Annotated in this window: 22 protein-coding genes; 9 read left to right on the top strand and 13 right to left on the bottom strand. The window is 69.0% G+C overall.

Going from position 1 to position 26,961, the window contains the following annotated elements; translation table 11 throughout:
• Nucleotides 1-12: 12 nt before the first annotated feature.
• The 3 genes from ABL840_RS36810 to ABL840_RS36800 all read right to left on the bottom strand — a co-directional run bounded on the left by ABL840_RS36810 (nucleotide 13) and on the right by ABL840_RS36800 (nucleotide 4,099).
• Nucleotides 13-2,472, bottom strand: coding sequence for a TonB-dependent siderophore receptor (locus ABL840_RS36810; RefSeq protein ID WP_418116126.1), 2,460 nt, complete (start codon nucleotides 2,470-2,472; stop codon nucleotides 13-15).
• Nucleotides 2,473-2,584: 112 nt separating this feature from the next.
• Nucleotides 2,585-3,622, bottom strand: a complete 1,038-nt coding sequence (locus tag ABL840_RS36805) for a FecR family protein (protein ID WP_093307544.1) — start codon at nucleotides 3,620-3,622, stop codon at nucleotides 2,585-2,587.
• On the bottom strand, nucleotides 3,623-4,099 hold the full coding sequence (locus ABL840_RS36800; RefSeq protein WP_093307545.1) for a sigma-70 family RNA polymerase sigma factor: 477 nt from the start codon (nucleotides 4,097-4,099) through the stop codon (nucleotides 3,623-3,625). It lies immediately after the preceding gene.
• Nucleotides 4,100-4,418: 319 nt separating this feature from the next.
• On the opposite strand from ABL840_RS36800, the gene ABL840_RS36795 reads away from it, so the two are divergent.
• Nucleotides 4,419-5,054, top strand: coding sequence for a response regulator transcription factor (locus tag ABL840_RS36795; protein ID WP_093196127.1), 636 nt, complete (start codon nucleotides 4,419-4,421; stop codon nucleotides 5,052-5,054).
• A gap of 205 nt (nucleotides 5,055-5,259) precedes the next feature.
• Nucleotides 5,260-5,760 (top strand): ferritin-like domain-containing protein, encoded by a 501-nt coding sequence (locus ABL840_RS36790; RefSeq protein ID WP_093307546.1) that lies wholly within the window; start codon nucleotides 5,260-5,262, stop codon nucleotides 5,758-5,760.
• Nucleotides 5,761-5,788: 28 nt separating this feature from the next.
• Here ABL840_RS36790 and ABL840_RS36785 read toward each other — a convergent pair whose 3' ends face one another.
• Nucleotides 5,789-6,061, bottom strand: coding sequence for a hypothetical protein (locus tag ABL840_RS36785; RefSeq protein WP_093196129.1), 273 nt, complete (start codon nucleotides 6,059-6,061; stop codon nucleotides 5,789-5,791).
• A gap of 272 nt (nucleotides 6,062-6,333) precedes the next feature.
• Between ABL840_RS36785 and xylF the strand changes: the two genes are divergently transcribed.
• The 4 genes from xylF to ABL840_RS36765 all read left to right on the top strand — a co-directional run bounded on the left by xylF (nucleotide 6,334) and on the right by ABL840_RS36765 (nucleotide 10,690).
• Nucleotides 6,334-7,356: a D-xylose ABC transporter substrate-binding protein gene (gene xylF / locus ABL840_RS36780; RefSeq protein WP_093307547.1), complete on the top strand. Its 1,023-nt coding sequence runs from the start codon at nucleotides 6,334-6,336 to the stop codon at nucleotides 7,354-7,356.
• A 152-nt stretch (nucleotides 7,357-7,508) separates the two neighbouring features.
• Nucleotides 7,509-8,708 carry a sugar ABC transporter permease gene (locus ABL840_RS36775; RefSeq protein WP_093307548.1) on the top strand — a complete coding sequence of 400 codons (1,200 nt, stop codon included), beginning with the start codon at nucleotides 7,509-7,511 and terminating at the stop codon, nucleotides 8,706-8,708.
• Between the two features lies 1 nt (nucleotide 8,709).
• Nucleotides 8,710-9,513: an ATP-binding cassette domain-containing protein gene (locus tag ABL840_RS36770; protein WP_093307549.1), complete on the top strand. Its 804-nt coding sequence runs from the start codon at nucleotides 8,710-8,712 to the stop codon at nucleotides 9,511-9,513.
• A gap of 13 nt (nucleotides 9,514-9,526) precedes the next feature.
• Nucleotides 9,527-10,690, top strand: coding sequence for an ROK family transcriptional regulator (locus ABL840_RS36765; protein ID WP_093196133.1), 1,164 nt, complete (start codon nucleotides 9,527-9,529; stop codon nucleotides 10,688-10,690).
• 4 nt (nucleotides 10,691-10,694) lie between these two features.
• On the opposite strand, the gene ABL840_RS36760 is transcribed toward ABL840_RS36765, so the two are convergent.
• Nucleotides 10,695-11,960 carry a helix-turn-helix domain-containing protein gene (locus ABL840_RS36760; protein ID WP_093307569.1) on the bottom strand — a complete coding sequence of 422 codons (1,266 nt, stop codon included), beginning with the start codon at nucleotides 11,958-11,960 and terminating at the stop codon, nucleotides 10,695-10,697.
• Between the two features lie 144 nt (nucleotides 11,961-12,104).
• Here ABL840_RS36760 and ABL840_RS36755 point away from each other — a divergent pair, with 144 nt between their 5' ends.
• Nucleotides 12,105-14,219: a PQQ-dependent dehydrogenase, methanol/ethanol family gene (locus tag ABL840_RS36755; RefSeq protein WP_093307550.1), complete on the top strand. Its 2,115-nt coding sequence runs from the start codon at nucleotides 12,105-12,107 to the stop codon at nucleotides 14,217-14,219.
• A gap of 24 nt (nucleotides 14,220-14,243) precedes the next feature.
• Here ABL840_RS36755 and ABL840_RS36750 read toward each other — a convergent pair whose 3' ends face one another.
• From ABL840_RS36750 to ABL840_RS36735, 4 genes are all read right to left on the bottom strand, one after another.
• Complete coding sequence (locus ABL840_RS36750) at nucleotides 14,244-16,670, bottom strand: hypothetical protein (protein ID WP_143043029.1); 2,427 nt, start codon at nucleotides 16,668-16,670, stop codon at nucleotides 14,244-14,246.
• Nucleotides 16,667-17,428 (bottom strand): hypothetical protein, encoded by a 762-nt coding sequence (locus ABL840_RS36745; protein ID WP_093429405.1) that lies wholly within the window; start codon nucleotides 17,426-17,428, stop codon nucleotides 16,667-16,669. Before ABL840_RS36745 ends, ABL840_RS36750 begins: the two co-directional genes overlap by 4 nt.
• Before the next feature lie 117 nt (nucleotides 17,429-17,545).
• On the bottom strand, nucleotides 17,546-18,520 hold the full coding sequence (locus tag ABL840_RS36740; protein ID WP_093196138.1) for a tripartite tricarboxylate transporter substrate-binding protein: 975 nt from the start codon (nucleotides 18,518-18,520) through the stop codon (nucleotides 17,546-17,548).
• Between the two features lie 127 nt (nucleotides 18,521-18,647).
• Complete coding sequence (locus ABL840_RS36735) at nucleotides 18,648-19,826, bottom strand: citrate synthase (protein ID WP_093307553.1); 1,179 nt, start codon at nucleotides 19,824-19,826, stop codon at nucleotides 18,648-18,650.
• Nucleotides 19,827-19,908: 82 nt separating this feature from the next.
• Between ABL840_RS36735 and ABL840_RS36730 the strand changes: the two genes are divergently transcribed.
• Both ABL840_RS36730 and ABL840_RS36725 read left to right on the top strand, forming a co-directional pair.
• Nucleotides 19,909-21,033 (top strand): citrate synthase/methylcitrate synthase, encoded by a 1,125-nt coding sequence (locus ABL840_RS36730; RefSeq protein ID WP_093307554.1) that lies wholly within the window; start codon nucleotides 19,909-19,911, stop codon nucleotides 21,031-21,033.
• Between the two features lie 84 nt (nucleotides 21,034-21,117).
• Nucleotides 21,118-22,125, top strand: coding sequence for a hypothetical protein (locus tag ABL840_RS36725; protein ID WP_093307555.1), 1,008 nt, complete (start codon nucleotides 21,118-21,120; stop codon nucleotides 22,123-22,125).
• Here ABL840_RS36725 and ABL840_RS36720 read toward each other — a convergent pair.
• From ABL840_RS36720 to ABL840_RS36705, 4 genes are all read right to left on the bottom strand, one after another.
• On the bottom strand, nucleotides 22,116-23,366 hold the full coding sequence (locus ABL840_RS36720; protein WP_093307556.1) for a phenylacetate--CoA ligase family protein: 1,251 nt from the start codon (nucleotides 23,364-23,366) through the stop codon (nucleotides 22,116-22,118). The two genes, ABL840_RS36725 and ABL840_RS36720, sit on opposite strands and share 10 nt — an antisense overlap.
• Before the next feature lie 145 nt (nucleotides 23,367-23,511).
• On the bottom strand, nucleotides 23,512-24,324 hold the full coding sequence (locus ABL840_RS36715) for an ABC transporter ATP-binding protein (RefSeq protein ID WP_093196142.1): 813 nt from the start codon (nucleotides 24,322-24,324) through the stop codon (nucleotides 23,512-23,514).
• A 99-nt stretch (nucleotides 24,325-24,423) separates the two neighbouring features.
• The gene (locus ABL840_RS36710; RefSeq protein ID WP_093196143.1) at nucleotides 24,424-25,755 is read right to left on the bottom strand and encodes an ABC transporter substrate-binding protein; all 1,332 of its coding nucleotides are present in this window, start codon (nucleotides 25,753-25,755) and stop codon (nucleotides 24,424-24,426) included.
• Nucleotides 25,756-25,809: 54 nt separating this feature from the next.
• Entirely contained in the window at nucleotides 25,810-26,874 is a 1,065-nt protein-coding gene (locus tag ABL840_RS36705; protein WP_093196144.1) for a branched-chain amino acid ABC transporter permease, read from the bottom strand.
• Between the last annotated feature and the right edge of the window lie 87 nt (nucleotides 26,875-26,961).

Here is a 26,961-nt window from a genome sequence, read left to right as displayed (position 1 = left end):
GGCCGGTTCCTGTCAGAAGGTGTAGCGGGCGCTGGCCACGACGGTGCGCAGTGCGCCGCGGTAGCAATAGCCGCTGGCGCAGGTGGTGTAGTCGCGGTTGGCCAGGTTGTTGACCTTGAGCGACAGCAGCCACTTCGGCGTGGGCTCATAGTGCAGTGCCACGTCGAGCAGCGTGACGCTGCCGTTGCGCCGGACCGCGGTGTTCGCGGCGTCGCCGAAGCTCGATCCGATGTAGCGCACGCCCGCGCCGGCCCGCAGGCCCGAGGCGGCGCCCGAGAAGCGGTACTCGGCCCAGGTCGACACGCTGTGGCGCGGCTGGGCGGAGACCTGCTTTCCGACGTTGTCGCCGCGCGCGACCTTCGCATCGAGGAAGGTGTAGGCCGCGGTGAGCGAGAGCGCGCGCGACACGTCCGAGCGCGCCTCCAGTTCGAGCCCGCGCGAGCGCACCTGTCCGGTCTGCACCTGGTAGTTGAGATGCGCGGGGTCGGCGGTCGCCACGTTGTCCTGCGTGATCTGGAACACCGCGCCCGTGAGCAGCGTGCGGCTGCCCGCCGGCTGGTACTTCACGCCGGCTTCCCACTGCTTGCCCTGCGTGGGCTTGAAGAGTTCGCCCTCGAAGGTGCGGCCGGCCAGCGGCGCGAAAGAGGTGGCGTAGCTGAGGTAGGGCGCCACGCCGCTGTCGAAGAGATAGGTCAGGCCGACGCGGCCGCTGGTGTGCGAGACGCCGGTGTCCTGCGCCGTCGATGCGAGCAGGTCTTCGTCGGTTGTGCGCACGCGGTCGCGGCGCAGGCCCAGCGTCAGCAGCCACTGGTCCCAGCGCACCTGGTCCTGCGCATAGAGGCCCGTCTGGCGGATGCGCAGCCGCGTGTTGCCGGCGGTGAGCTCGGGCGAGACGATGGGCTGCAAGCCGTAGTTGAGCGTGAGCAGGTCCAGGTCGGGCGCTGAACCGAAGCCGCGCTGGTCGGCGGCGCGCGACTGGTTCCAGTCCAGCCCCACCAGCAGCGTGTGCCGCAACGGGCCCGTGGCGAATTCGCCCTGCAGCTGGTTGTCGATGGCGCGGCTGTCCAGCTGCTGCACGATGCGGCCCGCATAGCGGCTGGCGCGCAGGCCGTCGTCGGAAATCGCCGTGGTGGTCACGTAGCGCATGTCCGAGCGGATGCGGCCCGAGCGGAGGTTCTGCCGGACCGTCCAGCCGTTGGAGAAGCGGTGCTCGAAGAGATAGCCGATCTGGCTTTGCTCCTGGCCGTAGTTCTGGAACGCCGGGTCGCCGGAGAAATAGCGCCTGTCCATGCCCGTGCCTGTCTGGTGATACACGGCATTGCCGACCGTCAGATCCTTCTGGTAGTGGCCCAGCAGAGTGAAGGAGGTGTTGGCGTCGGGTTGCCAGCGCAGCGCGGGCGCCACGAAAGTGCGGTTGTCCGGCGCCCACGGGATCTGCGAATCGCTGTCGCGCTTCAGGCCCGTGAGGCGCCAGCTCAGCGTGCCTGCGTCGTCGAGTGGCCCGCCGAGATCGGTGCGCACCTCGCGGCGCCCGAAGCTGCCCGCCAGCAACTCCACCTGGCGCAGTGCATCGGGCGTGGGGCGCTTGGAAACCAGATTGACGATGCCACCGGGGCTCGACTGTCCGTAGAGTCCCGCGCTCGGGCCCTTGAGCACGTCGATGCGCTCCGCGCCGTAGGGCTCTTCGCGGAAGATCGAGAAGCTGCCGTTGAGCTGGCGCAGGCCGTCGCGGTACACGCCGGTGTAGGTCACGTCGTAGCCGCGCAGCGAGAAAGCGTCGAAGCGCGGGTCGTAGCCGGCCTCGCCCACACGCACGCCCGACGTGTAGCCGAGGCCGGAAGACAAGCTCTGCACGTCGCGCGCGTCGAGTGCGTCGCGGGTGATGACGGAGACGGATTGCGGCACCTCCAGCAGCGGCGTGTCGGTCTTGGTGCCGCTGGCGCTGCGGCGGGCCACGAAGCCGGCCACCGGGCCGAAGGCGTTCTCCTGCTCGGCGCTCGCGGCCACGTCGATGGTCGGCAGCGTCGAGACGCTCGAGGCCTGCCTTTGCACCGTGATGGCCGATGTGCCGGCGACGGCGGCGAGGTCGCTGCCCGCCAGCACGCGGTCGAGCGCCTGCCGCAACGTCAGCGTTCCTTGCAGCGCCGGCGCGGAACGTCCTTCCGTCAGGGCCGAGTCGACCGAGATGGCGACACCCCATTCACGCGCCAGGCTGTTGATGGCACGCCCCAGCGGCTGGGCCGGCAGGGAAACCGTGCGCTGAACCGCCAGCACCGAGCCGGCAGGCGTTTCGGCCATCGCCGGTGCGACGCCGGCAAGCGAAGCCAGCGCGAGCGCGCAGGCAAGTACCGTGCTGCGAAGGTGGCCGTTGCCGCGAGTGGCGGCGGGCCGGGGGAAGAAGGGGCCGGATGAAGAGGGAAGAAGAGAAGAAGGAAGAGGAAGGTCGGCCTGGCCGGTGTGGTGACGGGTCATGGATGCGTGTCCTTTGATGGGTTTCAAAGTGAAGACGCAGGACCTCGCCGGCACCGGACATTTATTTTTCGCAACCTGCTTTCCCCTCGCCTTTCCTCGCGGTTCCCGTCATTCAGCGCCGCGGCAGAATGCGCGCCCCGCCGTCCGGCAGGCGCACCACGCGCACGGGCAGCACGCCAGGCAGGCTGTCGAGGAAGGCGCCGGGGTCCCGAACGCGGAAGCTTCCCGTCAGGCGCAGCGACCGCAGTGCGGTTTCGTCGCTCGTCGTCAGCGGTTGGGGCAGGTAGTCGTTCCAGCGCGCGATCGCCTCGGGCAGCGGCGTGCGGTCGAAGACCAGCCAGCCCTGCCGCCATGCACCCACGTCGGCGGACTGGATGTCGCCGATGGCGCCCATGGCGTGGTGCTCGATGCGCACGGTCTGCCCCGACACCAGTTCGGCATCGGGCGGGCGCGCGACATCGCTGCTCTTGCCATCGCCGTCACGGGCCGACCAGACGGCGACACGGCCTTCCGCCACCGCCACGACCATGGACTGAGCACGCACGGCGACGGTGAAGACGGTGCCGAGCACGCGCACGCGCCCCCACTCGGTGATCACGGTGAAGGGGCGCGTCGCGTCCGGGCGCACCTCGACGTGGATCTCGCCCGCGGACAGGCGCACCTCGCGCCGGTCGCGGTAGATCGTCGCCCCGACATCGGTGCGCGGTCCCAGGGCGAGCAGGCTGCCGTCCTGCAGCCGGCGCGGCAGCATCTGGCCGCGGCCGGTGTGCAGGGCCAATTGCTCCAGCGGCTGCAGCCAGTACCAGCGGCCGGTCGCGCCCAGGGCTGCGGCAAGGCCGGCGAGGCCGAGCGCCGAAATGACGCGACGGCGCGAACCCGCTTCGCGGGCTCCCTGCATCGGCGGTAGCGGCACGGCATCGCGCAGCTCGCTGGCATCGGTGGACTCCCAGCCGCGCCGTGCGGCCTCGGCGGCGGCTTCGTGCATCGGCGATTCGCGTCGCCAGCGGGCCAGTTCCGCGCGCGCGGCCTGCGCCGTGGCGGCGTCGCCGCCGTGCTCGCGTGCGATCAGCAGCAGCGCATGCGAAAGCAGGCTGCCGGGGACTGCGTCGGCTCGGCCCCCTGCGGGCAACGAGGGTGTCGTGCGCGGCATTCAGCAGCGCCCCGCCGCAAGGCCCATGCAGTCGCAGACCGCGCGCACGACGTGCTTCTCGATGGCCGCGACCGTGACCTGCATGTGCGCGGCGGCCTCGGCGTGGCTGAAGCCATAGATCCGTACCAGCACGAAGGCCTCCCGGCGCTTGCGCGGCATCGCGTCCAGGCGTGCGGCGAGGCGCCGAAGCTGCTGGCGCGCCATCGCATCGCGCTCGGCCGAGGGGGCATCGTCGGCGCAGATCAGCGCCAGTGTGCCCAGCATCCGGGCCTCCGCCGCCTTGCGCCGGGCGCCGTCGATCACGATGTTCTTGCCGATGCGAAAGAGCAGGGCCCGCAGATCGCGCACCGCAACGGCGGAGGCGCTCATGGAGAAGACGCGTGCGTAGCTTTCCTGCACGACATCGGTCGCGACGTCGCGGTCGCCCAGCGATCGGGCAAAGAAACTGACGAGTTCGGTGTAGTAGTGCGCGGCCACAAGGAGATCTCGAACATGGAGACGGAAACCCGTCGAGCAGTGCTGAGATGTGGCGGCGGCTGGATCTGAAGCAGAAAGTAGTCAGCGGGCGGAAGGCAGATTATAGATTTCGCCGCGCGGCGGTGGCCTTGCTCCTACATCGCCGAAAGCCGTATCGGCATTCGGTTGCAGGACAAGTGCCCGACCCGCTTGCGAGCGCCCCGATCCGCGGATGCATGTGGCATCGTGACGCACTCCTTCCGCTTGCCCGAATGCCGACGCCGTCGGCCATTCCATCCATTCGCTCGCGGCCCATCCACAGACCAGGAGGCACATAACCATGATCAAGATCGGCATCGTCGACGACCACGCAGTCGTCCGCACAGGCCTGAAGTCATTCTTCTCCACCTTCGTCGACTTCCGCGTCGCGGGCGAGGCCGGCTCCGGCCGCGAAGCCATCGACCTGGTGCGCACCACCGACATCGACGTGCTGGTGATGGACCTGTCCATGCCCGGCCAGAGCGGCATCGACGCGCTTGCCATGGTGCGCGCCAAGGCTCCGGACCTGGGCGTGCTCATCCTCAGCGGCTACCCCGAGGAGCACTACGCGGTGAACCTGATACGCCAGGGCGCATCGGGCTACCTCAACAAGGAATGCGATCCCGAGGAGATCGCCAAGGCCATCCGCACCATCGCGCTGGGCCGCCGCTATATCTCGCCCTCGGTGGCCGAGCTGCTCGCGGGCCAGCTGGAGCGCAAGGACGGCAGCGCGCCGCCGCACGAGCACCTGTCGGAGCGCGAGTTCCAGGTGTTCCTCAAGCTCGCGAAGGGCGAGACCGTGGGCGCCATCGGCGAGGCGCTTTCGCTGTCGGTGAAGACCATCAGCACCTATCGCACGCGGCTGATGGAGAAGATGAACCTCTCCACCAACAGCGACCTGACCTACTACGCCATCAAGACGCAGCTCATCGACTGAGCCGCGGGTCGAATCGCGAACGGGCGGGTCATCCTCCGCCTACGCCGTGTCGCCCGATGGGCCGACGCGGCGGTGCCGTCGATCTTTCCAACATGGGTCTTGGACCAGCCGCCAGAGCGCCAGAGCAATCCAACACAGAGGCGACAGGAGGGCTGGACTTCGCAGACCCGGCCTGCCGCAAGGCAGGCAACGAAAGGACCACGACATGGCATACACCGAAGCAACCGCGGACACCCTGACCACCGGCCCCACGCTGGGCAACGACGAAGTGGTGGACGTGCTCAACGACCTGCTCGAGAACGCGCGCGACGGCGAATACGGCTTCCGCGCCTGTGCCGAGGAGGTGAAGGACCCCGCGACGAAGCAGCTGTTCGCGAGCCGCGCCGAGCAATGCAGGCAGGCCGGAGTCGAGCTGATCGCCCTCATCGCAACCTACGGCGGCACTCCTGCTTCAGGCGGCACCGCCAGCGGCGCGCTGCATCGCGGCTGGGTGCACGTGAAGGGATCGCTGGGCGCGAACAGCGAACTGTCGATCCTCGAGTCGTGCGAGCGCGGCGAAGACACGGCGGTCGCACGCTACCGCAAGGCGCTGAAGCAGAACCTGCCGCTCGAAGTGCGCAGGGTGATCTCGATGCAGGCCGACGGCACGCAGCGCAACCACGACCAGATCCGCGACCTGCGCGACGCCGCGCGTACGCGCAAGTGAGCGAATGACGTGACGCGCGGACCGCGCCTCAGGAAAGGGCCAGGGCTTCCTGGCCCTTTTTCTCGTGGGCGCCTTCGCCCGGATAGCGCACGCACTGCAGGGCCTCGAAGCCCTTCTGCGTGACGGCGAGCACCTGCACCACGCGCAGGCCTGGCATCTTCGCGATGTCGGCGGCCGAGGGCACCAGCGCGAGCACCAGTCCCGCGGCGCGCAGCTTCAGCACTTCATCGATGTCCTTGGGCGAGGACATCACCATCGGCAGCCGCGTGGCGGCAATCTGCCTGAGCATGTCGGTGGACATTTCGTTGTCTCCTTGTGGGTCGGAGCGCCTGGGGCGTCCGGGGCAATGCGGGCCCCGCCGGGGGCGGGGGATGCGAAAGATACCCGGCCGCGCGGGCGCTCGGCGTAGGACCTCATCTCGCAAAAGGGGGCGCGCAATGCGCTTCGGGAATTCCCGGATGCCGGGAGTCCCGTCCCGATGGGATAGTTAGTTCGCCCTTCAAACTAACTAATTTCTTACTGGCCTCATCGGCCATGCGCCGATCGACGGGCGAACCAACAGGAGAGACACCGATGCAACTGAAACACACCCTGGCCGCCATGGCCTTCGGTCTCACGGCCGTGGGCGCGATGGCGCAGACCGTGGTCGGCGTGAGCTGGTCCAACTTCCAGGAAGAACGCTGGAAGACCGACGAGGCCGCCATCAAGGCCGAGCTCGAGAAGCTCGGCGCCAAGTACATCAGTGCCGATGCGGGCGGCTCGCCCGAGAAGCAGCTGGGCGACATCGAGGGCCTGATGTCGAAGGGCGCCAAGGCGCTCATCGTGCTGGCGATGGACAAGGACGCCATCCTGCCCGCCGTCACCAAGGCCACGCGCCAGAAGGTGCCCGTGATCGCATACGACCGGCTGATCGAGGCGCCCGGCGTCTTCTACATCACCTTCGACAACGTCGAGGTCGGCCGCATGGAGGCGCGCGAAGTCTTCAAGGTCAAGCCCAAGGGCAACTACGTGATCATCAAGGGCTCGCCCAGCGACCCGAACGCCGACTTCCTGCGCGCCGGCCAGCAGGAAGTGCTCGATGCCGCCGTGAAGAAGGGCGACATCAAGATCGTCGGTGACGAATACACCGAAGGCTGGAAGCCTGAGGTCGCCCAGAAGAACATGGAGCAGATCCTCACCAAGAACGGCAACAAGGTCGACGCGGTGGTGGCCGCCAACGACGGCACGGCCGGCGGCGCGGTGGCCGCGCTCACGGCCAAGGGCATCCGCGGCATTCCGGTGTCGGGCCAGGACGCCGACTTCGCGGCGCTCAACCGCATCGCGCTGGGCACGCAGACCGCCACCATCTTCAAGGACTCGCGCGAGCTCGGCCGCGAAGCCGCCAGCGCAGCTATCGCGCTGTCGCAGGGCAAGCCGGTCGACAAGGCCGCGACCTGGAACTCGGGCCCGAAGAAGGTCTCGCTGCAGTCGCGCCTGCTGACACCGGTGGCCGTGACGCGCGACAACCTCGACCTCGTGGTCAAGGCCGGCTGGATCAAGAAGGACGAGCTCTGCAAGGGCGTGTCGGGCGCGAGCGCGCCCGCGGCCTGCAAGTAACGCGGCACGACAGACGAGCAACCCGCCGGCGCCATCCGCGGAAAGCGCGCCGGCCTTTTCTCCTTCCCATGCAACGCACCAGCTGCCGGCCTCCACGGGCCAGGCCGGCGGGGGCTTGCGCATCTCTCCGTAGTCCCAAGGGGGTCTGAAACATGAGCAACCCATCGTCATCAACACCGGGCTGGTGGCGCCGCACCGGCGTCGACCTGCGGCTCATCCTGATGTGCGTGCTGCTGGTCATCATGGCCGTGGCGTTCAGCGTCATGTCCGGCGGCGTGTTCCTCTCGCCCGAGAACCTCTACAACGTCGCGCAGCAGACCGCGGTGGTGGGCATCGTCTCCACCGTGATGGTGCTCATCATCGTGGCGCGCCACATCGACCTGTCGGTGGGCTCGGTGATGGGCTTCGTCGGCGTGCTCATCGCCTACCTGCAATACACCTCGGGCTGGTCGTGGCCCACGGCCTGCCTCGCGGGGCTCGCGGTGGCGCTGCTGGTGTCCATCTACCAGGGCTGGCTCACGGCGGTGCTGGGCGTGCCTTCCTTCGTGGTCACCCTGGGCGGCCTCATGTCCTTCCGCGGCGCGGCCTTCCTGGTGGCCGACGGCAAGACGCAGCCGGTGAACGACGAATTCTTCCAGCGCCTGGGCGGCGGCTACGACGGCGGCATCGGCGTCACCGCGAGCTGGGTGCTCGCCACGCTGGTGGCGGTGGTGCTGTTCGCGCGCATGGTGCAGAAGCGCCGCGCGCGCCAGCGCTACGACATGCCGACCGAGGCACTGTGGCTCGACGTGCTCATCACCGCCGTGCCGGTGGCCGTGGTGTTCGGCTTCGCATGGATCATGAACAGCTACCAGATCTCGTCGAAGAGCGAGCCGCAGGGCATTCCGATCCCGGTGCTGATCTGGGCCGTGGTGGCCATCGTGCTGTCGTTCATCGTGCACCGCACGCGCTTCGGGCGCTACGTGTTCGCGATGGGTGGCAACCCCGACGCGGCGGCGCTGGTGGGCATTCCGGTCAAGCGCGTCACGCTGATGCTGTTCGCGCTGCTGGCGGTGCTGGTCACCATCGCGGCCATCGTGTCGATCGCACGCCTCAACGCGGGCACCAACTCGCTGGGCACGGGCATGGAGCTGTACGTGATCGCCGCGGCCGTCATCGGCGGCACCGCGCTCGCGGGCGGCAGCGGCTCCATCTTCGGCTCGGTGCTGGGCGCGCTCATCATGCAGTCGCTCGACAGCGGCATGCTGCTGCTCGACGTGCCCATCGGCAAGCGCATGGTCATCATCGGCCAGGTGCTGATCGTGGCGGTCGTCTTTGACGTGCTGTATCGCCGCAAGTTCGGGGAGAACTGACATGGACACGAACATCGACACCTCCAAACCCCTCGTCGAACTGCGCGAGATCCGCAAGGCCTTCGGCGGCGTGAAGGCCGTGGACGGCGTGAGCGTGAACCTCTATCCCGGCGAAGTGGTCGCGCTGCTGGGCCACAACGGCGCGGGCAAGTCCACGCTGATGAAGATGCTGGCGGGCGCCTACCCCATCGACTCGGGCGACACGCTGATCGCGGGCGAGAAGGTCCACATCCGCACGCCAGCCGAGGCGCAGGCGCAGGGCATCGAGACCATCTACCAGACGCTCGCGCTGGCCGACAACCTCGACTCGGTGGCCAACCTCTTCCTCGGCCGCGAGAAGATGACGCCCTGGAACACGCTCGACGACCACTTCATGGAAGTGCAGGCGCGCAAGGTGTTCCAGCGCCTGAACAGAAACTTCACCAACATCCGCGTGCCGGTGCGCCGGCTCTCGGGCGGGCAGCGGCAGGTGGTGGCGATCTCGCGCGCGCTGTACTTCAATGCGCGCATCCTCATCATGGACGAGCCCTGCGCCGCGCTCGGCCCCGAAGAGACCGCGATGGTCGGCGGCCTGGTGAAGCAGCTCAAGGCCGACGGCGTGGGCATCTTCCTCATCACGCACGACATGCCCGACGTGTTTTCGCTGAGCGACCGCCTCGCGGTGATGAAGAACGGCAAGCTGGTCGGCACCTACCGCACGGCCGACGTGACCGAGGACGAAGTGCTCGGAATGATCATTGCCGGCAAGCGTCCCGAAGGCAAGGAGCAGGCCCACCACGCCGATACGGCCGCGGCACCTGCCTGACCAGAGACCTCAAGTGACCACCACGGCCGACCAGCAGCTCGTCAAGCGCATGAACCGCAGCGTGCTGCTGCGGCTGCTGCGCGCGCAGCCGGGCCTCTCTCGCGCGCGGCTGGCCGGCGAGAGCGGCCTCACCAAGTCGACCGTGAGCCTTCTGGTGCGCGAGCTGATCGACGAGGGCTGGCTCAGCGAGGCCGGCGCGACCGTGGCCGACGGGCTGGGCCGGCCTTCCACGCCGCTTCAGATCAACGTCGGCGTGCGCGCGCTGATGGGCGTGGAGATCGCGGTGGAAACAGTGCGCCTCGTGTGCATGTCGCTGCAGGGCGAGGTGCTGCATTCGCAGAGCCATGACCTGACCGACGGATCGCCGGCCGGCGTATGCGCGCTGGTCGCGCGCATGGCCGCGGCCGCGCACGAGAGGCTGAAGCAGCTCGGCCTGCGCCTGTCGAGCATCGGCGTGTGCGTGCCCGGCGCGGTGGACGACTGCACCGGCGTGGTCCGCTTCGCGCCCAACCTCGGCTGGCGCAACGTGAGCCTGCTGCCTGCGCTCGAGAAAGCCTTCGCCGCCGTCGGCCTGCCAGGCGTCACCGTGCAGCTGCAGAACGACGCCGACGCCGCCGTGCTCGGCGAGTACGAGTTCGCCGCCAGCGTCGGCCAGGAGGGCGAAGACCCGCTGATCTTCGTGAACTGCGACGTGGGCGTGGGCGCCGGCGTGGTGCTGAACGACCGGCTCTTCACCGGCGGCCAGGGCATGGCCGGCGAAATCGGCCACACCATCCTCGAACTCGACGGCCCCTTGTGCTCCTGCGGCCGCCGCGGCTGCGCCGAAGCCTTCTTCGGCTCGCGCGTGCTGGAGCGCGAAGGAGTCGACACCCGCCGTGCGGCCGCCTTCTTCGGCGTGCTGCTGCAGAACCTGTGGGTCACCTTCAATCCGCGCGCCATCGTGCTCGGCGGCAAGGCCTGCACCGACCATCGCGGCTTCGTTCAGACCGCCTTCGAATGCGTGAAGCGCCACGCCGACGGCGCCGGCATGCCCGCGCCCGACCTGCGCACCGCGCGCTACGAGGAGCTTGCGCCGGCAGTGGGCGCCGCGGCGCTCGCGCTGCACGAATACCTGCGGCCGCTGCAGCCCGACGCGAAGGCGCGGCGCGCGCGTGCGCTGGCCCGCGCGGCGGCCTGAGCGATCAGTCCGCCGGGCCCGTTCCTTCCGCGTCGTCGCGCCAGCCGCGCAGCCGGCGATAGAGCGTGCCGCGCGACACGCGCAGCTGCCGCGCCGCCTGCGACACGTTGCCGCCGTGCGCGGCGAGCGTTTCCTCTATCAGCTTGCGGCTGTGCTCGCGCAGCGTCGTCGTTGATTCCGCATGAGGATCGCCGTGATCCGCGTGCCCGCATGCGTCGCCGGCGGGCTCCTGCGCATCGCGCTCGATGGCGAGCTGCGCCGGCTCCCCGGGCATCGCCACCGCATGGCGGAAGTCCGCGCCGTCCTTGCCTTTCAGCCGCGCCTGCACCCACACGCCCAGTCCGCTCGCCAGCCGCAGCGGCTGCGCGGCCTCGCGCCGTCCCAGCCGCAGCAGGCTCGCGAGGTCGTGTCCCAGCAGGCATTCGACATCGCGTTCGTCCTCCGCCTCGGGCAGCCGGCCGAGCAGCCGCGCGCCCGCGTTGTTGAGCCAGGTGATGGTGCCGTCGGGCGCGATGCCGGCCAGCGCTTCCAGCGGCGTGCCCAGCAGCGTCGGGCTGGCCTGGAAGCGCAGGATCAGGTGGTCGCGCGACTGCGCCTGCAGCAGCCGGTTCTCGATGGTGGTGGCGTAGAGCGAGACCATAGAGGCCGCGTCGAAGCCGAAGCGGCGCGCCTCCACCGTGAGGTCGAGCACGCCCGCGAGCCGGCCCGTCACGTCGCGTATCGGCGCGGCCGCGCACTGCATGTGGCACAGCACGTCGAAGTAGTGCTCGGCGCCGTCGACAGTGCAGGCCTGCCCGGTGCTCGCCACGATGCCCGGTGCCGTGGTGCCGACGATGTGCTCGGCAATGTTCACGCCCACGCGCGCGGTCTTGCGCAGCACCGGCTGGTGCACGGCGGCAGGCTGCTGCGTGACGTGCACCACCACACCCTCGCTGTCGGTGAGGATCATGCGGCAGTCGGTGCCCGCGAGCGCGTGCTCCATCTGCACCAGTTCCTGCCGCGCCACTTCGAGCAGCTCGCGGTTGCGCGCGAGCGTGGCGTGCAGGCGGCTGGGAGTGACCGCGTCAAAGGGCACGATGCGCTGGCGGTCGGTGTGGGTGCGGCTGCAGCGCATCCACGACTGGATCACCGCCTCGTCGACCAGGCCCGAGGGGCGCACGCCTTCCTCGAAGAACTGCCGCCGCGCGAGCGCCACGCGTTGCGCGGGCGTGCTGGCGAAGAGCTGGCGCGGGGCGTCGGGCGTGCCGATTCTTCTTGCGTCGAGGGCCATGGATTCATTGCCTCCCTGCGTGGGGTCGGGGACCGGGACCAGCATCGAATGTGTTCCGCAATGGAACAGCGCCGGACTGGGGAAATCCCGAAGATGAACGCGAGGCCCGTCCCGACGATTCTTGAGGCACAAAGGAGACCTGCGATGAAAAAAACACACTCCGGGCTGCTCGTGCTCGCCGGCGCATTGCTGTGCCTGGGCGCGACAACGGCGGCCACGGCCCAGAACGCACAGGACCGCGCGGCAGCCGCGACCAAACGGGTGGACGGCGGCTTCATCCGCGCCAACGCCGCCCAGAAGAAGACGCCCGACTGGCCCAGCGTGGGCCTGGACTATTCGGAGTCGCGCTTCAGCCAGCTCGACCAGGTGAACGCCGGCAACGTCAAGCAGCTGGGGCTGGTCTGGTCGTACAACCTCGAGTCCACGCGCGGGGTGGAGGCCACGCCGCTGGTGGTGGACGGCATCATGTACGTCACCGCCTCGTGGAGCGTGGTGCATGCCATCGACACGCGCACCGGGCAGAAGCTGTGGACCTTCGATCCGCAGGTCGATAAGTCCAAAGGCTTCAGGGGCTGCTGCGACGTGGTGAACCGGGGCGTCGCGATCTACGAGGGCAGGGTCTACGTGGCGGCCTACGACGGACGCCTCATCGCGCTCGACGCGGCCACCGGCCAGAAGGTGTGGGAGAAGAACACCATCGAGGGCCAGAAGGGCAGCTACACCATCACCGGCGCGCCGCGCGTGTTCAAGGGCAAGGTCATCATCGGCAACGGCGGCGCCGAGTACGGCGTGCGCGGCTTCGTCACCGCCTACGACGCGAAGACGGGCGACCAGAAGTGGCGCTGGTTCGTGGTGCCTGGCGACCCGAGCAAACCCTTCGAGGACGAGTCGATGGCGCGCGCCGCCAAGACCTGGGACCCCAGCGGCAAGTACTGGGAGGCCGGCGGCGGCGGCACCGCGTGGGACAGCTTCGCCTTCGACCCCGAGCTCAACCTGATGTACGTGGGCACCGGCAACGGCTCGCCCTGGTCGCACAAGGCGCGCAGCCCCAAGGGCGGCGACAACCTCTACCTGGGCTCGGTGGTGGCGCTCAACCCCGACACCGGCAAGTACGTGTGGCACTACCAGGAGACGCCCGGCGACAACTGGGACTACACCTCCACGCAGTCGATGATCCTGGCCAACGTGAAGATCGCCGGCAAGTCGCGCAAGGTGCTGCTGCATGCGCCGAAGAACGGCTTCTTCTTCGTCATCGACCGCACCAACGGCAGGTTCATCTCGGCGAAGAACTTCGTCGAGGTCAACTGGGCCACGGGCTACGACAAGAACGGCCGCCCCATCGAGATCGCCGCCGCGCGCGACGGCACCAAGCCCGGCGACAGCATCCCCGGCCCCTTCGGCGCGCACAACTGGCACCCGATGTCGTTCAACCCGCAGACCGGCTTCGCCTACCTGCCCGCGCAGCACGTGCCGATCAACCTCATGGACGACAAGGACTGGAAGTTCAACGAGGACGTGCCCGGCCGCCCGCATGCGGGCCTGGGCTGGAACCTCGCCAAGTTCGCCAACGCCGAGCCGCCCAAGAGCAAACCCTTCGGCCGGCTCGTGGCCTGGGACCCGGTGGCGCAGAAGGAAGCCTGGGGCGTTGACTACGCATCGCCCTGGAACGGCGGCACCCTCACCACCGCCGGCAACCTCGTGTTCCAGGGCACGGCCGACGGACGCCTGCTGGCCTACAACGCGAAGACCGGCGAGAAGCTGTGGGAAACGCCCACCGGCACCGGCGTTGTCGCGGCTCCGTCGACCTACATGGTCGACGGCAAGCAATACGTGTCGGTCGCGGTGGGCTGGGGCGGCGTGTACGGCCTCGCGCAGCGCGCCACCGAGCGGCAGGGCCCCGGCACGGTCTACACCTTCGCGGTGGGCGGCACCGCCAAGATGCCCGACTTCGTTCAGTACCGCATGGACAAGCTCGTGCAGGGCGTGAAGTACGACCCCGCCAAGGTCCAGGCCGGCACCATGCTCTACGTGAGCAACTGCGTCTTCTGCCACGGCGTGCCGGGCGTGGACCGCGGCGGCAACATTCCCAACCTCGGCTACATGGACCCGGCCTACATCGAGAACCTCGACAAGTTCGTGCTCAAGGGCCCGGCCATGTCGCGCGGCATGCCCGACTTCACGGGCAAGCTCTCCAACGACGACATCGAGAGCATCAAGGCCTTCATCCAGGGAACGGCCGACGCGATACGTCCGAAGTGACTTGCAAAGCGACGGCGGCCTGCCTCAGCGGCCGCCGTACCAGTACGGGGTGGAGGCGGTCCACGGCGACTTCGGATAGTTCGTGCGCAGGGCCTGCAGCCCCTTGCGCGACCAGTCGCCCGCCGCCTTGTCCTGGCAGGTGTAGCGCGCCATCTTCACGGCGACCGACAGTGCTTGCGGCACCAGCGGATCGGCGCGGTCGCGTTGCATCAGCGCCAGGCTTTCCTGCGTGAAGTAGATCGAGTCCTGCGGAATGGCGCGCAGCTTCTCGACCAGCGCGGCCTGCCGCGTGCGTTCTTCCTGCGGCAGGAAGGCGGGCATCTCGAAGTCGGCCGCCGTGGCCGCCTGCGGCCCGGAGATCGCAACGCCCAGCGGGCGGCACCACTTGCCGTAGCTGCCGACCGCCATGCCGCGGTCGTAGTACTCGGAGCTTGCGCCGAGCTTGAGCGGCGTGGGCCGGATGCCCTCGGAGCCGGGCCAGTGCGGCGGCAGCAGCACTTCGGTGGTGCTCGCCATGCGCTCCAGCAGCAGGTGCCGCCAGGCGGCGCCGTCGGTGTCGGGCAGCCCCGCCGAGCGGCGGATGCCGGCGATCGCGTCCGCACCCTTGGCGGTGCCTGCCTGAGGCGGCGAGGCGATGCGCATCTGCGCCGCGCGTCGGGCCGTGGCGTAGTCCTCGGCGAGCACGGCGCGGGTCCATGCGGTCTCGAGCAGGCTGTCGCGCAGCGCGGGCGACAGGGCCGGATCGGCGGCGAGACGCAGCCACATCGGCAGCGGCGCGCGCGTGTTGAGGAAGCGCACCACGTCCTCGTCGAAGGCACTGGCCAGCGGCACCGCGGTCGGCTTCGCTTCCATCGCCTCGGGATCGCGGCGCGCGACCACGGGGCGGATCGCGAGGCGGCGCCATTCATCTTCCGATGCGGCGGTCGGCAGCAGCAATGCCTTCACGAGGTTCTGGCCCGAGAGGCTGCGTGCGATCAGCGGCGAATCGGCCGTGGCGGCCATGAGCTCGCGCACCTCCTGGTAGCGCCCCTGCGCGAACATGCGCTGCGCGCGCAGCTGCGTGGCGGCGAAACGCGCCGGATGGTCTTCGGGCACGGCCGCCAATGCGGCCTGCAGTTCGGCCTCTCGCTTGTCGTCGTTCGTGGCGGCCACCGGCACGAGGCTCGCGGCGGCCATCAGCCAGGCGAGGTCGTGCGTGCGCTGGTAGCGGCTCCAGCTCAGCGTTTCGCGCCACTTGCCGTTGGGCTCACCGCCGCCGCCGGGGCCGTCGAAGCCGCGCACGGTGCTGATCCACTGCACGAGGTCGGAGGTCTGTGCCGGGCCGATGTAGCTGCAGCCTCCGAAGAAACCGCAGGCACGGAACTCGTGGTTCAGGAGCAGCAGCTTCGCGGCGGCCGCGTCGGGCTGGCCCATGGTCTTCAGGCCGTCCGCCAGCCGCTGCATGCGCGTGGCGGGCAGCAGGTAGCGGATGCGCAGCGCCTCGGCCAGCCGGTGCACCGAGGGATGCAGCGCCTTCAGGCGCGGGTTCTTCAGCAGCGGCAGCGCGATGGCGTCGACCTGCTTCGTGAGCTCGGCCTGCTGCTTGAGGGCCTCGGCGCTTTCCTTCTTGTTCTCCGGGCCGTCCGAAGGCGCATCGCCCGGGTTCTGCCGCGCCAGCACGCGCAGCCGCATGTAGGCCGCGAGATCGCGCCAGGAGCTGGACTTGTCGGCCGCGATGGCGGTGAACGCGGTGTCGGCCTCGTCGAAGTCGCCGGCATAGAAGCGCTGCGCGGCCAGCTGGTAGGCGTGGTCGGCCTGCAGCCAGGCGGGCGCTCCCGGCGGCAGTTCGGGAACGGCGCCGGGCTCCTTGTTGCAGGTGTCGAACACCGCGTCCTGCGCCTTCAGCCAGTGCAGCACGAAGGGGCCGGCCGACTTGTCTCCGGCCGCGCGCGTCATGCGCTGCGCCAGCGTCTTCGTGGCGTTGCGGAAGGCGTCGCCGTAGAAGCAGTTCGGGTCGGCCTGCAGGGTGCCGGTGTTCCAGTTCGGCGGCTGCTGCGACGGGGGCGGCATGTTGGGCCTGTCGCGGGGCGATTTCGGATCGAGCTTCGCCATGGCGTCGTCGCGCGCCTTGCGCCATTCGATCCAGGCGTCGTCGGTTTCGGCCATGCCGTTGTCCTCGCGCGGCAGCTTCTCCAGCAGGTCGGTGAAGGCGCGCACCGCGTCGGGAGAAAAGGCCTGGCCGTGCAGGCGCCAGTACCAGAGCACCTGGTAGGGCACGAGGTAGCCGGTGTAGTAGCCCGCGGGCCGCTCGACGAATTCGCGCACCGGCTGGTCGGGCCGGGTGCTGGCGAAGAACAGGTCCTCGGGCTCGCCGCCGCCGCTGGCGTGCGTCGCCGTTGCGCCGAGCAGGGTGGCGCCGGCCAATGCGGCGATGGCGAGCAGCCTCGCGCCTCCCATTTTCGAAAGAGTCATTTGTACGCTTCCCTGTTTCCGGTCTGCAGTTTTTCGAAGTCTTCTTTCTTCCACGAGCCCGCATGGAACACGTAGCGCCGCTTCACGTCGCGCAGCGCGGGCCAGTCTTCTCCGAGCATCAGGCCGGCTGCGTCGCGGCAGGCCGACACCGTGGCCGCACCCGTCGCGCCGAGCCGCTGGCGGATGCGCGCGGATTCCGCTCCCATGCGGAAGTACATCGGCACGATCTCGTCGAGCAGGCCGGCCGGCAGCCACGGATCGCCCATGCACCACGACGCGAGCGCCGTGGCTGAGATCCGCGTGCCGCCTTCACGCAGCGGCTGCAGCCGGCGCAGCAGCGTGACGTAGGCATCGCGCTGGCTGCGCCGCGACTCGAAGTCGAGCTGCACCCAGCCCGAGCGGTTGCCTTGCTTCGCGGCATGCTCGACGGCGGCGGCGATCGCCTGCTGCTGCGCATCGTCGAGCGGTGAGGGCGAGAGATTGTCGAGCGCGACGTGGACCACCGGCACCACCGTGGCGCCCGGCGCGATGCGCAGCGGCCACTGGCGCCAGCTCGTGCGGCTCTCGGTGCCGCTCAGGCGCACCGTGGCATGCAGGTAGGCCACGCCCGTGGCTTCGGGCAGAGCGGAAAAGAGCTGGGGCCGGTCCCACACCCAGAGCAGCGTCCGGGCTTCCTGCATACGTGTCTGCGCCTGGGCCATGCCCTCCCGCGCCAGCAGGGCCACGAAGACCAGAAGGGCCGCGCTGCGAAGACGCATGGAGGAGAAGAAGGAGCGGGATGTGGATGGAAGAAATCCCGCGCAGCATAACGAAAAAGCCGCCTGGCCCAGGGGGCTCAGGCGGCCTTGCGGCTGCTCGTGGTTGCAGTGAATCTATCAGTCGGCGTACACGCCAGCGGCCTTGATGATCGGGCCCCACTTCGCGATCTCGGCCGAGACGAACTTCTTGTGCTCGGCAGGCTCGGTGCGCTTGTCGGTGGTGATCACCGCGCCCAGCGCTTCCTCGCGCTGGATGAAGCCCGGGTCCTTCATCGCCGCCTTGATGGCTTCGTTGAGCTTCTTCAGCACCGGCGCGGGCGTGCCCTTGGGTGCGTACACGCCGTGCCAGATCGTCACTTCGAAGCCCTTGAGGCCCGATTCGTCCAGCGTGGGCAGGTCCTTCAGCGCGGGCGTGGTCAGGCGCTTGCTCGTGGTCACGGCATAGGCCTTGACCTTCTTGGCCTCGATCTGCGACGTGGTGTTGGTCGTCTGGTCGCACAGCAGGTCGATCTGGCCGCCCAGCAGGTCGGCGATGGCCGGGGCGGTGCCCTTGTAGGGGACCGGCGTCATCTCGACCTTCAGCGCGCTCTGGAACAGCAGGCCGCACAGGTGCGATGCCGCGCCCAGGCCGGCGTTGCCGAGGTTGATCTTGCCCTTGTTGGCGGAGATCCAGGTCGTCAGTTCCTTGTAGTTGTTGGCGGGCAGGCCGGGCTTGCCGATCAGCGTCATCGGCACTTCGTTGACCATGCCGAGGTATTCGAAGTCGGTCTCGACGTTGAAGGGCAGCTTGCGGTAGAGCGCCGGCATCGTCGACATGCCGATGTGGTTCAGCAGCAGCGTGTAGCCGTCGGGGTTGGCGCGCGCCACCTTGGCGGTGCCGATGGAACTGCCCGCGCCCGCGGTGTTGTCCACCACGATCGTGGTGCCCAGCGTCTTCTGCATGGCTTCGGCCAGGTCGCGCGCGACACGGTCGGTCGGGCCGCCGGCCGCGAAAGGCACCACCAGCGTCACGGTCTTGCCCGCGGGAAAGTCCTGGGCGTGCGCGCCGACGGCAGCAGCGGCAATCGCCGCGAGGGCGAACAGTTTCTTCATGTCGTCTCCGAAAGGGGGGGATAAAAACGCCGCGATCTTAAGGGCTGACTGCTGCCTGACCTATAGCGAATAGCCCTTAGGGTTGCGTCGTCATCCGCACCTTCCCGGGGCGCGCGGCGGCGCCTTCTCAGCCAGGCTGCGCGACCCCTGGTCCGGTGTAGCGCGCACGAGGGCGTATCAGCTGCCCGGTGGCCTGCTGCTCGAGCACGTGCGCCGTCCAGCCGACGGTGCGCGCGAGAGCGAACAGCGTGAGCGGCGCGCCGGCCGGCAGCCTGTGCACGGCAGCGAGGGCTGCGAGCGCGAAGTCGATGTTCACCGCATCGCCCAGCAGCTTCTCGCCGATGTCGCGGAGTTCACCGAAGGCCGGCGGCAGCTCGATGTTCGCGAGCAGTGCGCGGCAGCGCGCATCGCCTTGCGGATAGAGCGGGTGCCCGAAGGCCGCCAGCGGCCGGTCGTGCGCGAGCCATTCGCGCACCGCCGCTTCGGCGCCGATGGCCGCAGCGCTGCGCATCAGTGCCTGCACCGCCGCGGAGGCGCCGCCATGCAGCGGCCCTGTCAATGTCGAGAGGCCGGTGAGCAGGCACGCCGACACCGAGGCACCGGTCGATGCCGTCACGCGCGCGGCGAAGGTCGATGCGTTGAGCTCGTGGTCGGCCAGGAGCACCAGCGCGCGGCGCAGATCGTCGGCGGCGCGGGGCCTGCGCCATGCGGAGGCCAGCCGCATGTGCAGCGGCACATCGCGCGCCGGCGCGGCGCCGAGCAATGCATCGGCCAGCGCGCCGATCGCGTCCGCCGCCTCGGCCTGCAGCACGCTGCGCGAACGGCCGCGCGAGGGCAGGTCGGTGGCTGCGCGCGACGCGAGCGCGAGCAGGCCGGCCTGAAGGGGTGCTGCCTGGGTGCCGGGCAGTGCCACGGCAGACGAGGCCGCGAAGCGCGGCGACGGGCTTTCCCACAGCAGCCCCGCGACCTCCTCGAGCGTGGCGTGCCCGGCCAGCACGCAGGCGTCCTGCCCGCGGTACAGCAGCCGCCCTTCGGCCACCGTCGAGACCGCCGAGGCCAGCACCGGCTCGCCCCACTGGATCGCCTCGCTCGCCACCGTCTCGCTGCTGCGGCGGCCGCGTGCGCGCGCCGCGATGCGCTGCACGTCGTCTCGGTGGTAGAGGCTGCGGCGCGGGTCCGCGGCATCGGGCTTGGCGCGGATGCGGCCGCGGCTCACGCTCGCGTAGAGCGTCTGCGGGCGCACCTGCATCAGTTCGAGGGCTTCGGCGGCAGGGAGCCACAGCTGCGCGGTTCTCTTCGTGGTCATGTTGACAGAATAGATCAAGATTGACGTCAATATTCATCGGAACAGAATCAATGTCATCGTGACAACCCAGGAGCAAAGAGCGATGAACAACGACGATGGCAGCCTCGAAGGCGTGGTGGCCGCGCATACCGTGCTGTCCGAGGTGGACGGCGAGGCCGGCCGGCTGGTGATCCGCGGCCACGAGCTCGACGAGATCGCGCAGCGCTGGCGCTATGAAGACGTGGTGGGCCTGCTGTTCGAAGGCTTCTTCGACACGCTGCCTGCCGCCGCCGCCCTGCGTGCCGCCATCGGCCGCGCGCGCCGCGAGGCCTTCGAGCGCCTGCAACCCAACGACGGCGCGATGCTGCGCCGGCTGCCGCCCATCGAGGCGGTGCGCGCGCTGCTGGCGCGGTTGCCTGATGGCGACGACCTGCCGACCGCGCTGCGCCTCGTGGCCGCGCCGGCCGTCTACACCGCCGCCGTGATGCGCTGGCGCCTGGGCGTGCCGGCGCTCGCGCCCGACGAGGCATTGCCGCACGCCGCCGACATGCTTCGGATGCTGCATGGCCGCGCGCCCACGCCGGCGCAAAGCGCCGCGCTCGACACGTACCTCGTCACCGTGTGCGACCACGGCCTGAACGCCTCGACCTTCGCGGCGCGCGTGGTCGCATCCACCGGCGCTGGCCTGGCCTCGGCCGTGCTCGCCGGCATCAGCGCACTCAAGGGGCCGCTGCACGGCGGCGCGCCCGGGCCGGTGCTCGATGCGCTCGACGCCATCGGCAGCGCCGCCAACGCCCGTGCGTGGCTGGAGGAGGCCGTGGCCAGCGGCCAGCGCCTGATGGGCTTCGGCCATCGCATCTACCGCGTGCGCGATCCGCGCGCCGATGCGCTCAAGCGTGCGCTCGGCCGGCTCGGCGAGGAAGGCAGCGTCAACGCCGCGCGCTTCGCTCTGGCCGAGGCCGCGGAGCAGGCGGCGCTGGCCATCCTGCGCGAGAAGAAGCCGGGCCGCGCGCTCGAGACCAACGTGGAGTTCTATACCGCGCTGCTGTTGGAGGCCCTGGGCTTCGGTCGCGAGAGCTTCACCTGCGTGTTCGCGGCCGGCCGCGTGGGCGGCTGGGTGGCGCATGCGCGCGAGCAGGTGCGGAAGGGGCGGCTGATCCGTCCGCAGTCGGTGTACGTCGGGCCCGCGCCCGAAGAGGAGCAGGGCGAGACCGCACTCGCGCACTGAGCCTACACGGCCTGCCGGCCGTCATCCGATACGCTCGCCTTCTCCGCATGCCGAGGCATGCGCCATGCAAGGCGAAGAGATTTCATGACGGCAAACCTTTCCAACGAGCGCGCGCGACGCCTGCCGCGCGATCTCGCGCTCATCACCGTGGCCATCGACATCGCGATGGTGGCCGCCAACATGGTCATGCAGCTCTGGCCCGACTCGCCCCACAGCGAGCAGCTGCGCAGCGCCTATGCGCTGCCGGGCGTGTGGATACCGATGGTGTTCAGCATTGCCATGGCGTGGGTGCTGGCGGCGGCGCTGGCATGGAGCCACGGGCGCAACGCGCTCGAGAAGCGCGGCACGCAGAGCGTGGCGGCGCTGCCCCAGCCGCGCATCCGCTACGCGCTGGCGTACTTCATGGTGCTGGTGCTGAACTTCTATGTGCTGAGCCCGCTGTTCTACGAACTGCAATTGCTCTTCATGCCGGGCGGCCGGCTGCACGAGTTCTTCGGATCGCCGTCCATGCGTGCCGTGATGCCGTTGTTCATGTTCCTGCAGTCCATCGCCCAGCTGGTCGTGCTGGTGCTGGGCGTGTGGGTCGCGGCGTGGTTCGCGCTGCGGGCGCGTGGCGCGGCGGTTCCGGAGATGCAGCATGGCGAGAGCTTCGGCTCCCCGCCGCGCCGCGCGGTGGCGCTGGTGGGAGCCTCGGTGTTCGCGTCGCTGCAGATGTGGATCGGTGCGGCGCTGAGTCGCTGGACATCCGTGGCGCGCGACCTGGACGGCCCCGAGCTGCTGGTCGCCTGGGCGGTCCCGCCCCTGGTCGCCTTCGCGCTGGCGTTCTGGGGCGGCTGGCTCGGCGCCGCGCCCGTGCTGTCGCGCGTGCGGCCCTTCAGGGCGGTGGGGGCTGCGGTGCTGGCCTTCGCGCTGGTGCAGGTGGGCTGCATCGCCATCGCGCTGCTGTGGCTGATGCTGGCGGTGTGGCTGCACGGCTTCAACAGCGCGGGCAGCCTCGTCGGCTTCGCGCTGGCGCTCGTGCTGGTCTACTCGGTGCTCGTGGTGGTGCTCACGCGCGTCATCACGCGGGTGCTGTATCGCCGCTACTTGTAGCTGCGCGCGTCCTCGATCACCTTGCCGTCGTTGGGCAGTTCGCCCGCGCCCACGACGACGACCTCGCCGCGCAGCTTGGTCACTTCGCGGATCACCGCGCTCACGCGTGCCTCGATGCCTTCGGGCGCCGTGCCGGCGCATTCGAGCCGCAGCGTCATCTTGTCGTCGCCCATCTCGCCGGAGACGACCAGCCGCGCGCGCTGCACTTCGGGAAAGCGCCGCACGATCTCGGCGACCTGCGAGGGATGCACGAACATGCCGCGCACCTTGGTGGTCTGGTCGGCGCGGCCGAGCCAGCCCTTGATGCGCTTGTTGGTGCGGCCCGTGGGGCAGGTGCCCGCGAGCACGGCCGAGAGGTCGCCGGTGCCGAAGCGCACCAGCGGGTAGTCGGGGTTGAAGGTGGTGACGACGATCTCGCCGACCTCGCCGTCGGGCACCGGGTCGCCGGTGCCGGGCCGCACGATCTCGACCAGCACGCCCTCGTCGAGCACCAGGCCTTCGCGCGCGCTGGTCTCGTAGGCGATGAGGCCCAGGTCGGCGGTGGCATAGCACTGCGTGCCCTTCACGCCGCGCGTGGCGATCCAGTCGCGCAGGCTCGGCGGAAAGGCTTCGCCGGAGACGAGCGCCTTGGTGAGCCAGGGCAGCTTCTGTCCCTTTTCCTCGGCCTTCTCCAGCAGTATCTTGAGGAAGCTCGGCGTGCCCGCATAGCCTTCTGGCTTGAGGTCGACCATGGCCTCGAGCTGCTGCTCGGTCTGGCCGGTGCCGCCCGCGAACACGGTGCAGCCCATGGCGCGCGCGCCGCTTTCCATGATCGAGCCCGCGGGCGTCATGTGGTAGCTGAAGCTGTTGTGGATGAGCTCGCCGCTGCGAAAGCCTGCCGCGTGCAGGGCCCGCGCGGTGCGCCAGTAGTCGCGCGCCTCGCCCTCGGGTTCGTAGATGGTGCCGGGGCTCGCGAACACGCGCGGCATGCGCGGGCCGCGCACGATCGAAGAAAAGCCGCCGAAGGGATCGTCCGCGCGGCGCGCCTTCTGCAGGTCGAGCAATTCCGATTTGCGCGTGACCGGTAGTTTCGCGAGCGCCTCGCGCGTGGTGACGTCGGCGGGCTTCACGCCGTCCAGGATCTTCGCGAACGCGGGGGCCGCCGTCTGCGCCTGCGCGATCTGCTTCGGCAGCGCGGCCAGCAGGTCGCGTTCACGTTCGGCGGGGTCTCGGATCTCGAGCTTGTCGTAGTGGTCGGTCATGTCCGTACCCTTCATCTTTCAGTTCTGTTCAAGGCGCTCAACTTGCTCATTCAGGAATACCGCGGAACCGGCTTTGCCGGGCCGCTGGTATTGCCCCCGGCGAGGGGGGCGAAGCGACACGAAGTGCGCGAAGACTGGGGGAGAGTCAAGCCAGCCAGCGCTTGCGACGCTTGTAGCTCTTCACGTCGCGGAAGCTCTTGCGGTCCGCGCCGCCCACGCCCAGGTAGAACTCCTTCACGTCCTCGTTCTCGCGCAGGCTCTTCGCCTCGCCGTCCATCACGATGCGGCCGTTCTCCAGGATGTAGCCGTAGTCGGCGTAGCGCAAAGCCATGTTGGTGTTCTGCTCCGCCAGCAGGAAGGTCACGCGCTCCTTGGCGTTGAGGTCCTTCACGATCTCGAACACCTCCTCGACGATCTGCGGCGCGAGGCCCATCGAGGGTTCGTCCAGCAGCACCATCGTCGGGTTGGCCATCAGCGCGCGGCCGATGGCGCACATCTGCTGCTCGCCGCCCGATGTGTAGGCCGCCTGCGAGGTACGCCGCGTCTTCAGGCGCGGGAAGTAGGCATAGACCTTCTCCAGCGTCTGCTGCACCGCGGCCTTGCCGTCGGTGCGCGTGTAGGCGCCGGTCATCAGGTTCTCCTCGATGGTCAGGTGGGCGAAGCAGTGTCGGCCTTCCATCACCTGGATCAGCCCGCGCTTGACCAGCTCGGCCGGCGACAGCGCCTCGATGCGCTCGCCGCGCAACTCGATGGTGCCTTTGGTGACTGCGCCGCGCTCGCCCGCGAGCAGGTTGCTCACCGCGCGCAGCGTGGTCGTCTTGCCCGCGCCGTTGCCGCCGAGCAGCGCCACGATGCCGCCGTCGGGCACCGTCAGCGACACGCCCTTGAGCACCAGGATCACGTGGTTGTAGATGACCTCGATGCCGTTGACGTCGAGGAGGATTTTGGATTCGCTCATGGTGTGGTCCGAAGCATTCGCAAGAACGGCACGCGCGGTGCCCGCCGTTCTTGCGAATGGCGGCTCTCGCGAGCCGCCACGGAACGCTCGCTCAGCGCATCACGACTGGCAGTCGGCTGCTTCGCGACGGGTCAGCTTCTTCTCGCCCGCGTACTTGTCAGCGGCGGTCTTCACCATCGGCTTGATGATCTGTTCGTCGGCCTGATACCAGTCGGACATGTCGCCCCACTTCGCGCCGTCCCAGGTATGCACGCGCGCCCAGGTCGAGCCCATGTGGTCCTGGCACGAGGTGCTCACCGGGCGCATCACGCCCGAGAAGCCCAGCGCGTCCAGCTTCTTCTGGTCGAGCGCGAGGTTCTCCATGCCCCAGCGCACCTGCTCGCCGGTCATGACCTTGCCCTTGCCGAAGCGCTCCTGCGCACGCTTCACGGCCTCGATGGTCAGCATCTGGATGATCACGCCGCGCGTGTAGAGCACCGAGCCCACTTCGTCCTTTGGACCCGTGCCCTGGCCCTTGTCGTGCACCTGCTTCAGGATGTCCTGGATCACCTTGGGCTGCGTGCCCGAGGTGTTCAGCGCCAGCGCGTGGTAACCCTTGGCATTGGCGCCCACGTCCTTCACGTCGGGCTCGGCGCCGGCCCACCACACGCCGTACATCTTCTCGCGCGGGTAGCCCGTGGCCACGGCTTCCTTCAGGGCGGTGGAGTTCATCACGCCCCAGCCCCACAGCAGCACGAAATCAGGGCGCTGCTGGCGCACCTGCAGCCAGGCCGACTTCTGCTCCACGCCCGGCGCGGTCACCGGAATCAGCGAGAGCTCGAAGCCGTTCTGCTTGGCACGTTCCTGCAGCAGCGGGATCGGCTCCTTGCCGAAGGGCGAGTCGTGGTAGACGAGGGCGATCTTCTTGCCCTTGAGCTTGTCCATGCCGCCTTCCTTCTTCCCGATGTGCTGGATCAGGATGTCGGCCGCGGTCCAGTAGGAGCCCATCAGCGGGAAGTTCCACTTGAAGACGCCGCCGTCCTGCGAGGCGGCCAGGCCGTAGCCCAGCGTGATCAGCGGGATCTTGTCGGTGGGCACCTTGTCGGTCAGCGCGAAGGTGATGCCGGTGGCCTGCGGATCGAAGAGCGCGACGCCCGGGCGGCCCTTCAGGCGTTCGTAGCACTCCACGCCCTTGTCGGTGGCGTAGCCGGTCTCGCACTCCTCGTACGAGATCTTCACGCCGTTGATGCCGCCGGTCGCGTTGACCAGCTTGATGTAGTCCTGCTTGCCGTTGGCCCAGGGCGTACCGTTCGGCGCATAGGGACCGGTGCGATAAACCAGCAGCGGGAAGAACTGCTCCTTGGCCTGCGCGCTGGCCATCGACGGCGCAAGCGCCGCGCCGAGGGTGCCGGCCACCAGGGCGGCGGTCAGAGCGAGCGATTTCAGTTTCATGCCTGTCTCCTTTGTGGGCACCTCGGTGCCGGGTTTTCTACGAACGGGAACTCATCAATGAGGGAAGGGCCACAGCCGCAGCTTCTCCTTGGCCGTGGACCACAGCCGCGCGAGGCCGTGCGGCTCGACGATCAGGAAGAACACGATCAGCGCGCCGAAGATCATGGTCTCCAGATGTGAGGCCAGCGCGGTGGAAATGGAGAAACCCAGCCACGCGGGCAGCTGGTTCAGGAACAGCGGCAGCAGCACGATGAAGGCGGCGCCGAAGAAGCTGCCCATGATCGAGCCGAGCCCGCCGATGATCACCATGAACAGCAGCTGGAACGAACGGTCGATGCTGAAGGCCGCCGGCTCCCACGCGCCCAGGTGCACGAAGCCCCACAGCGCGCCGGCCACGCCGACGATGAAGCTGCTCACCGCGAAGGCCGTGAGCTTGGCGTACACCGGGCGGATGCCGATCACCGCGGCCGCCACGTCCATGTCGCGCATCGCCATCCATTCGCGGCCGATGGCGCTGCGCACCAGGTTCTTCGCCAGCAGCGCGAACACCGAAACGAAGATCAGGCAGAACAGGTACTTCTGCGCCGGCGATTCGATGGGCACGCCGAACACGTTGAGGCCCGCCACGCTCACCGAGCCGGAAGAGGAGTTGTTGGTGAACCACTGGATGCGCAGGAAGGCCCAGTCGGTGAAGAACTGCGCCGCCAGCGTGGCCACCGCGAGGTACAGCCCCTTGATGCGCAGGCTCGGAATGCCGAACAGCACGCCGATCACCGTGGCGCACAGGCCGCCCAGCAGCAGCGATGCGATCAGCGGCATGCCGTCGATGCGCACCTGGAAGTTGTAGGCCGCATAGGCACCCACCGCCATGAAGGCGCCGGTGCCCAGCGAGATCTGGCCGCAGTAGCCCACCAGGATGTTGAGGCCCAGCGCCGCGAGCGACAGGATCAGGAAGGGCGTGAGGATGGCGCGCATCCAGTAGTCGGACACGCCCAGCGGCACCACCACGAAAGCCACCAGCAGGAGCACGAGGATCGCGAGGCGGTCCTGCGCGATCGGGAAGATCTGCTGGTCGGCGCGGTAGCTCGACTTGAATTGGCCGTTTTCTCTGTAGAACATTTTCAGACCCGATCGATGATCTTTTGGCTCCGGCCCGCTTCGCTTAACTTGCTTCGCAAGTTAGCCTGCACCGAAAAATTGTTGATC

Origin of the sequence: Variovorax sp. NFACC27 (assembly GCF_048301545.1) — a bacterium.
Lineage (GTDB): Bacteria > Pseudomonadota > Gammaproteobacteria > Burkholderiales > Burkholderiaceae_C > Variovorax > Variovorax gossypii.
This window is presented reverse-complemented; position numbering and strand designations above follow the sequence as displayed.

Bases quoted from the DNA above. Each gene is read 5' to 3' on its own strand.
- ABL840_RS36810 (WP_418116126.1), bottom strand. From the start codon at position 2,472: ATGACCCGTCACCACACCGGCCAGGCCGACCTTCCTCTTCCTTCTTCT.
- ABL840_RS36805 (WP_093307544.1), bottom strand. From the start codon at position 3,622: ATGCCGCGCACGACACCCTCGTTGCCCGCAGGGGGCCGAGCCGACGCA.
- ABL840_RS36795 (WP_093196127.1), top strand. From the start codon at position 4,419: ATGATCAAGATCGGCATCGTCGACGACCACGCAGTCGTCCGCACAGGC.
- ABL840_RS36790 (WP_093307546.1), top strand. From the start codon at position 5,260: ATGGCATACACCGAAGCAACCGCGGACACCCTGACCACCGGCCCCACG.
- ABL840_RS36785 (WP_093196129.1), bottom strand. From the start codon at position 6,061: ATGTCCACCGACATGCTCAGGCAGATTGCCGCCACGCGGCTGCCGATG.
- xylF (WP_093307547.1), top strand. From the start codon at position 6,334: ATGCAACTGAAACACACCCTGGCCGCCATGGCCTTCGGTCTCACGGCC.
- ABL840_RS36775 (WP_093307548.1), top strand. From the start codon at position 7,509: ATGAGCAACCCATCGTCATCAACACCGGGCTGGTGGCGCCGCACCGGC.
- ABL840_RS36770 (WP_093307549.1), top strand. From the start codon at position 8,710: ATGGACACGAACATCGACACCTCCAAACCCCTCGTCGAACTGCGCGAG.
- ABL840_RS36760 (WP_093307569.1), bottom strand. From the start codon at position 11,960: ATGGCCCTCGACGCAAGAAGAATCGGCACGCCCGACGCCCCGCGCCAG.
- ABL840_RS36755 (WP_093307550.1), top strand. From the start codon at position 12,105: ATGAAAAAAACACACTCCGGGCTGCTCGTGCTCGCCGGCGCATTGCTG.
- ABL840_RS36750 (WP_143043029.1), bottom strand. From the start codon at position 16,670: ATGACTCTTTCGAAAATGGGAGGCGCGAGGCTGCTCGCCATCGCCGCA.
- ABL840_RS36745 (WP_093429405.1), bottom strand. From the start codon at position 17,428: ATGCGTCTTCGCAGCGCGGCCCTTCTGGTCTTCGTGGCCCTGCTGGCG.
- ABL840_RS36740 (WP_093196138.1), bottom strand. From the start codon at position 18,520: ATGAAGAAACTGTTCGCCCTCGCGGCGATTGCCGCTGCTGCCGTCGGC.
- ABL840_RS36735 (WP_093307553.1), bottom strand. From the start codon at position 19,826: ATGACCACGAAGAGAACCGCGCAGCTGTGGCTCCCTGCCGCCGAAGCC.
- ABL840_RS36730 (WP_093307554.1), top strand. From the start codon at position 19,909: ATGAACAACGACGATGGCAGCCTCGAAGGCGTGGTGGCCGCGCATACC.
- ABL840_RS36725 (WP_093307555.1), top strand. From the start codon at position 21,118: ATGACGGCAAACCTTTCCAACGAGCGCGCGCGACGCCTGCCGCGCGAT.
- ABL840_RS36720 (WP_093307556.1), bottom strand. From the start codon at position 23,366: ATGACCGACCACTACGACAAGCTCGAGATCCGAGACCCCGCCGAACGT.
- ABL840_RS36715 (WP_093196142.1), bottom strand. From the start codon at position 24,324: ATGAGCGAATCCAAAATCCTCCTCGACGTCAACGGCATCGAGGTCATC.
- ABL840_RS36710 (WP_093196143.1), bottom strand. From the start codon at position 25,755: ATGAAACTGAAATCGCTCGCTCTGACCGCCGCCCTGGTGGCCGGCACC.
- ABL840_RS36705 (WP_093196144.1), bottom strand. From the start codon at position 26,874: ATGTTCTACAGAGAAAACGGCCAATTCAAGTCGAGCTACCGCGCCGAC.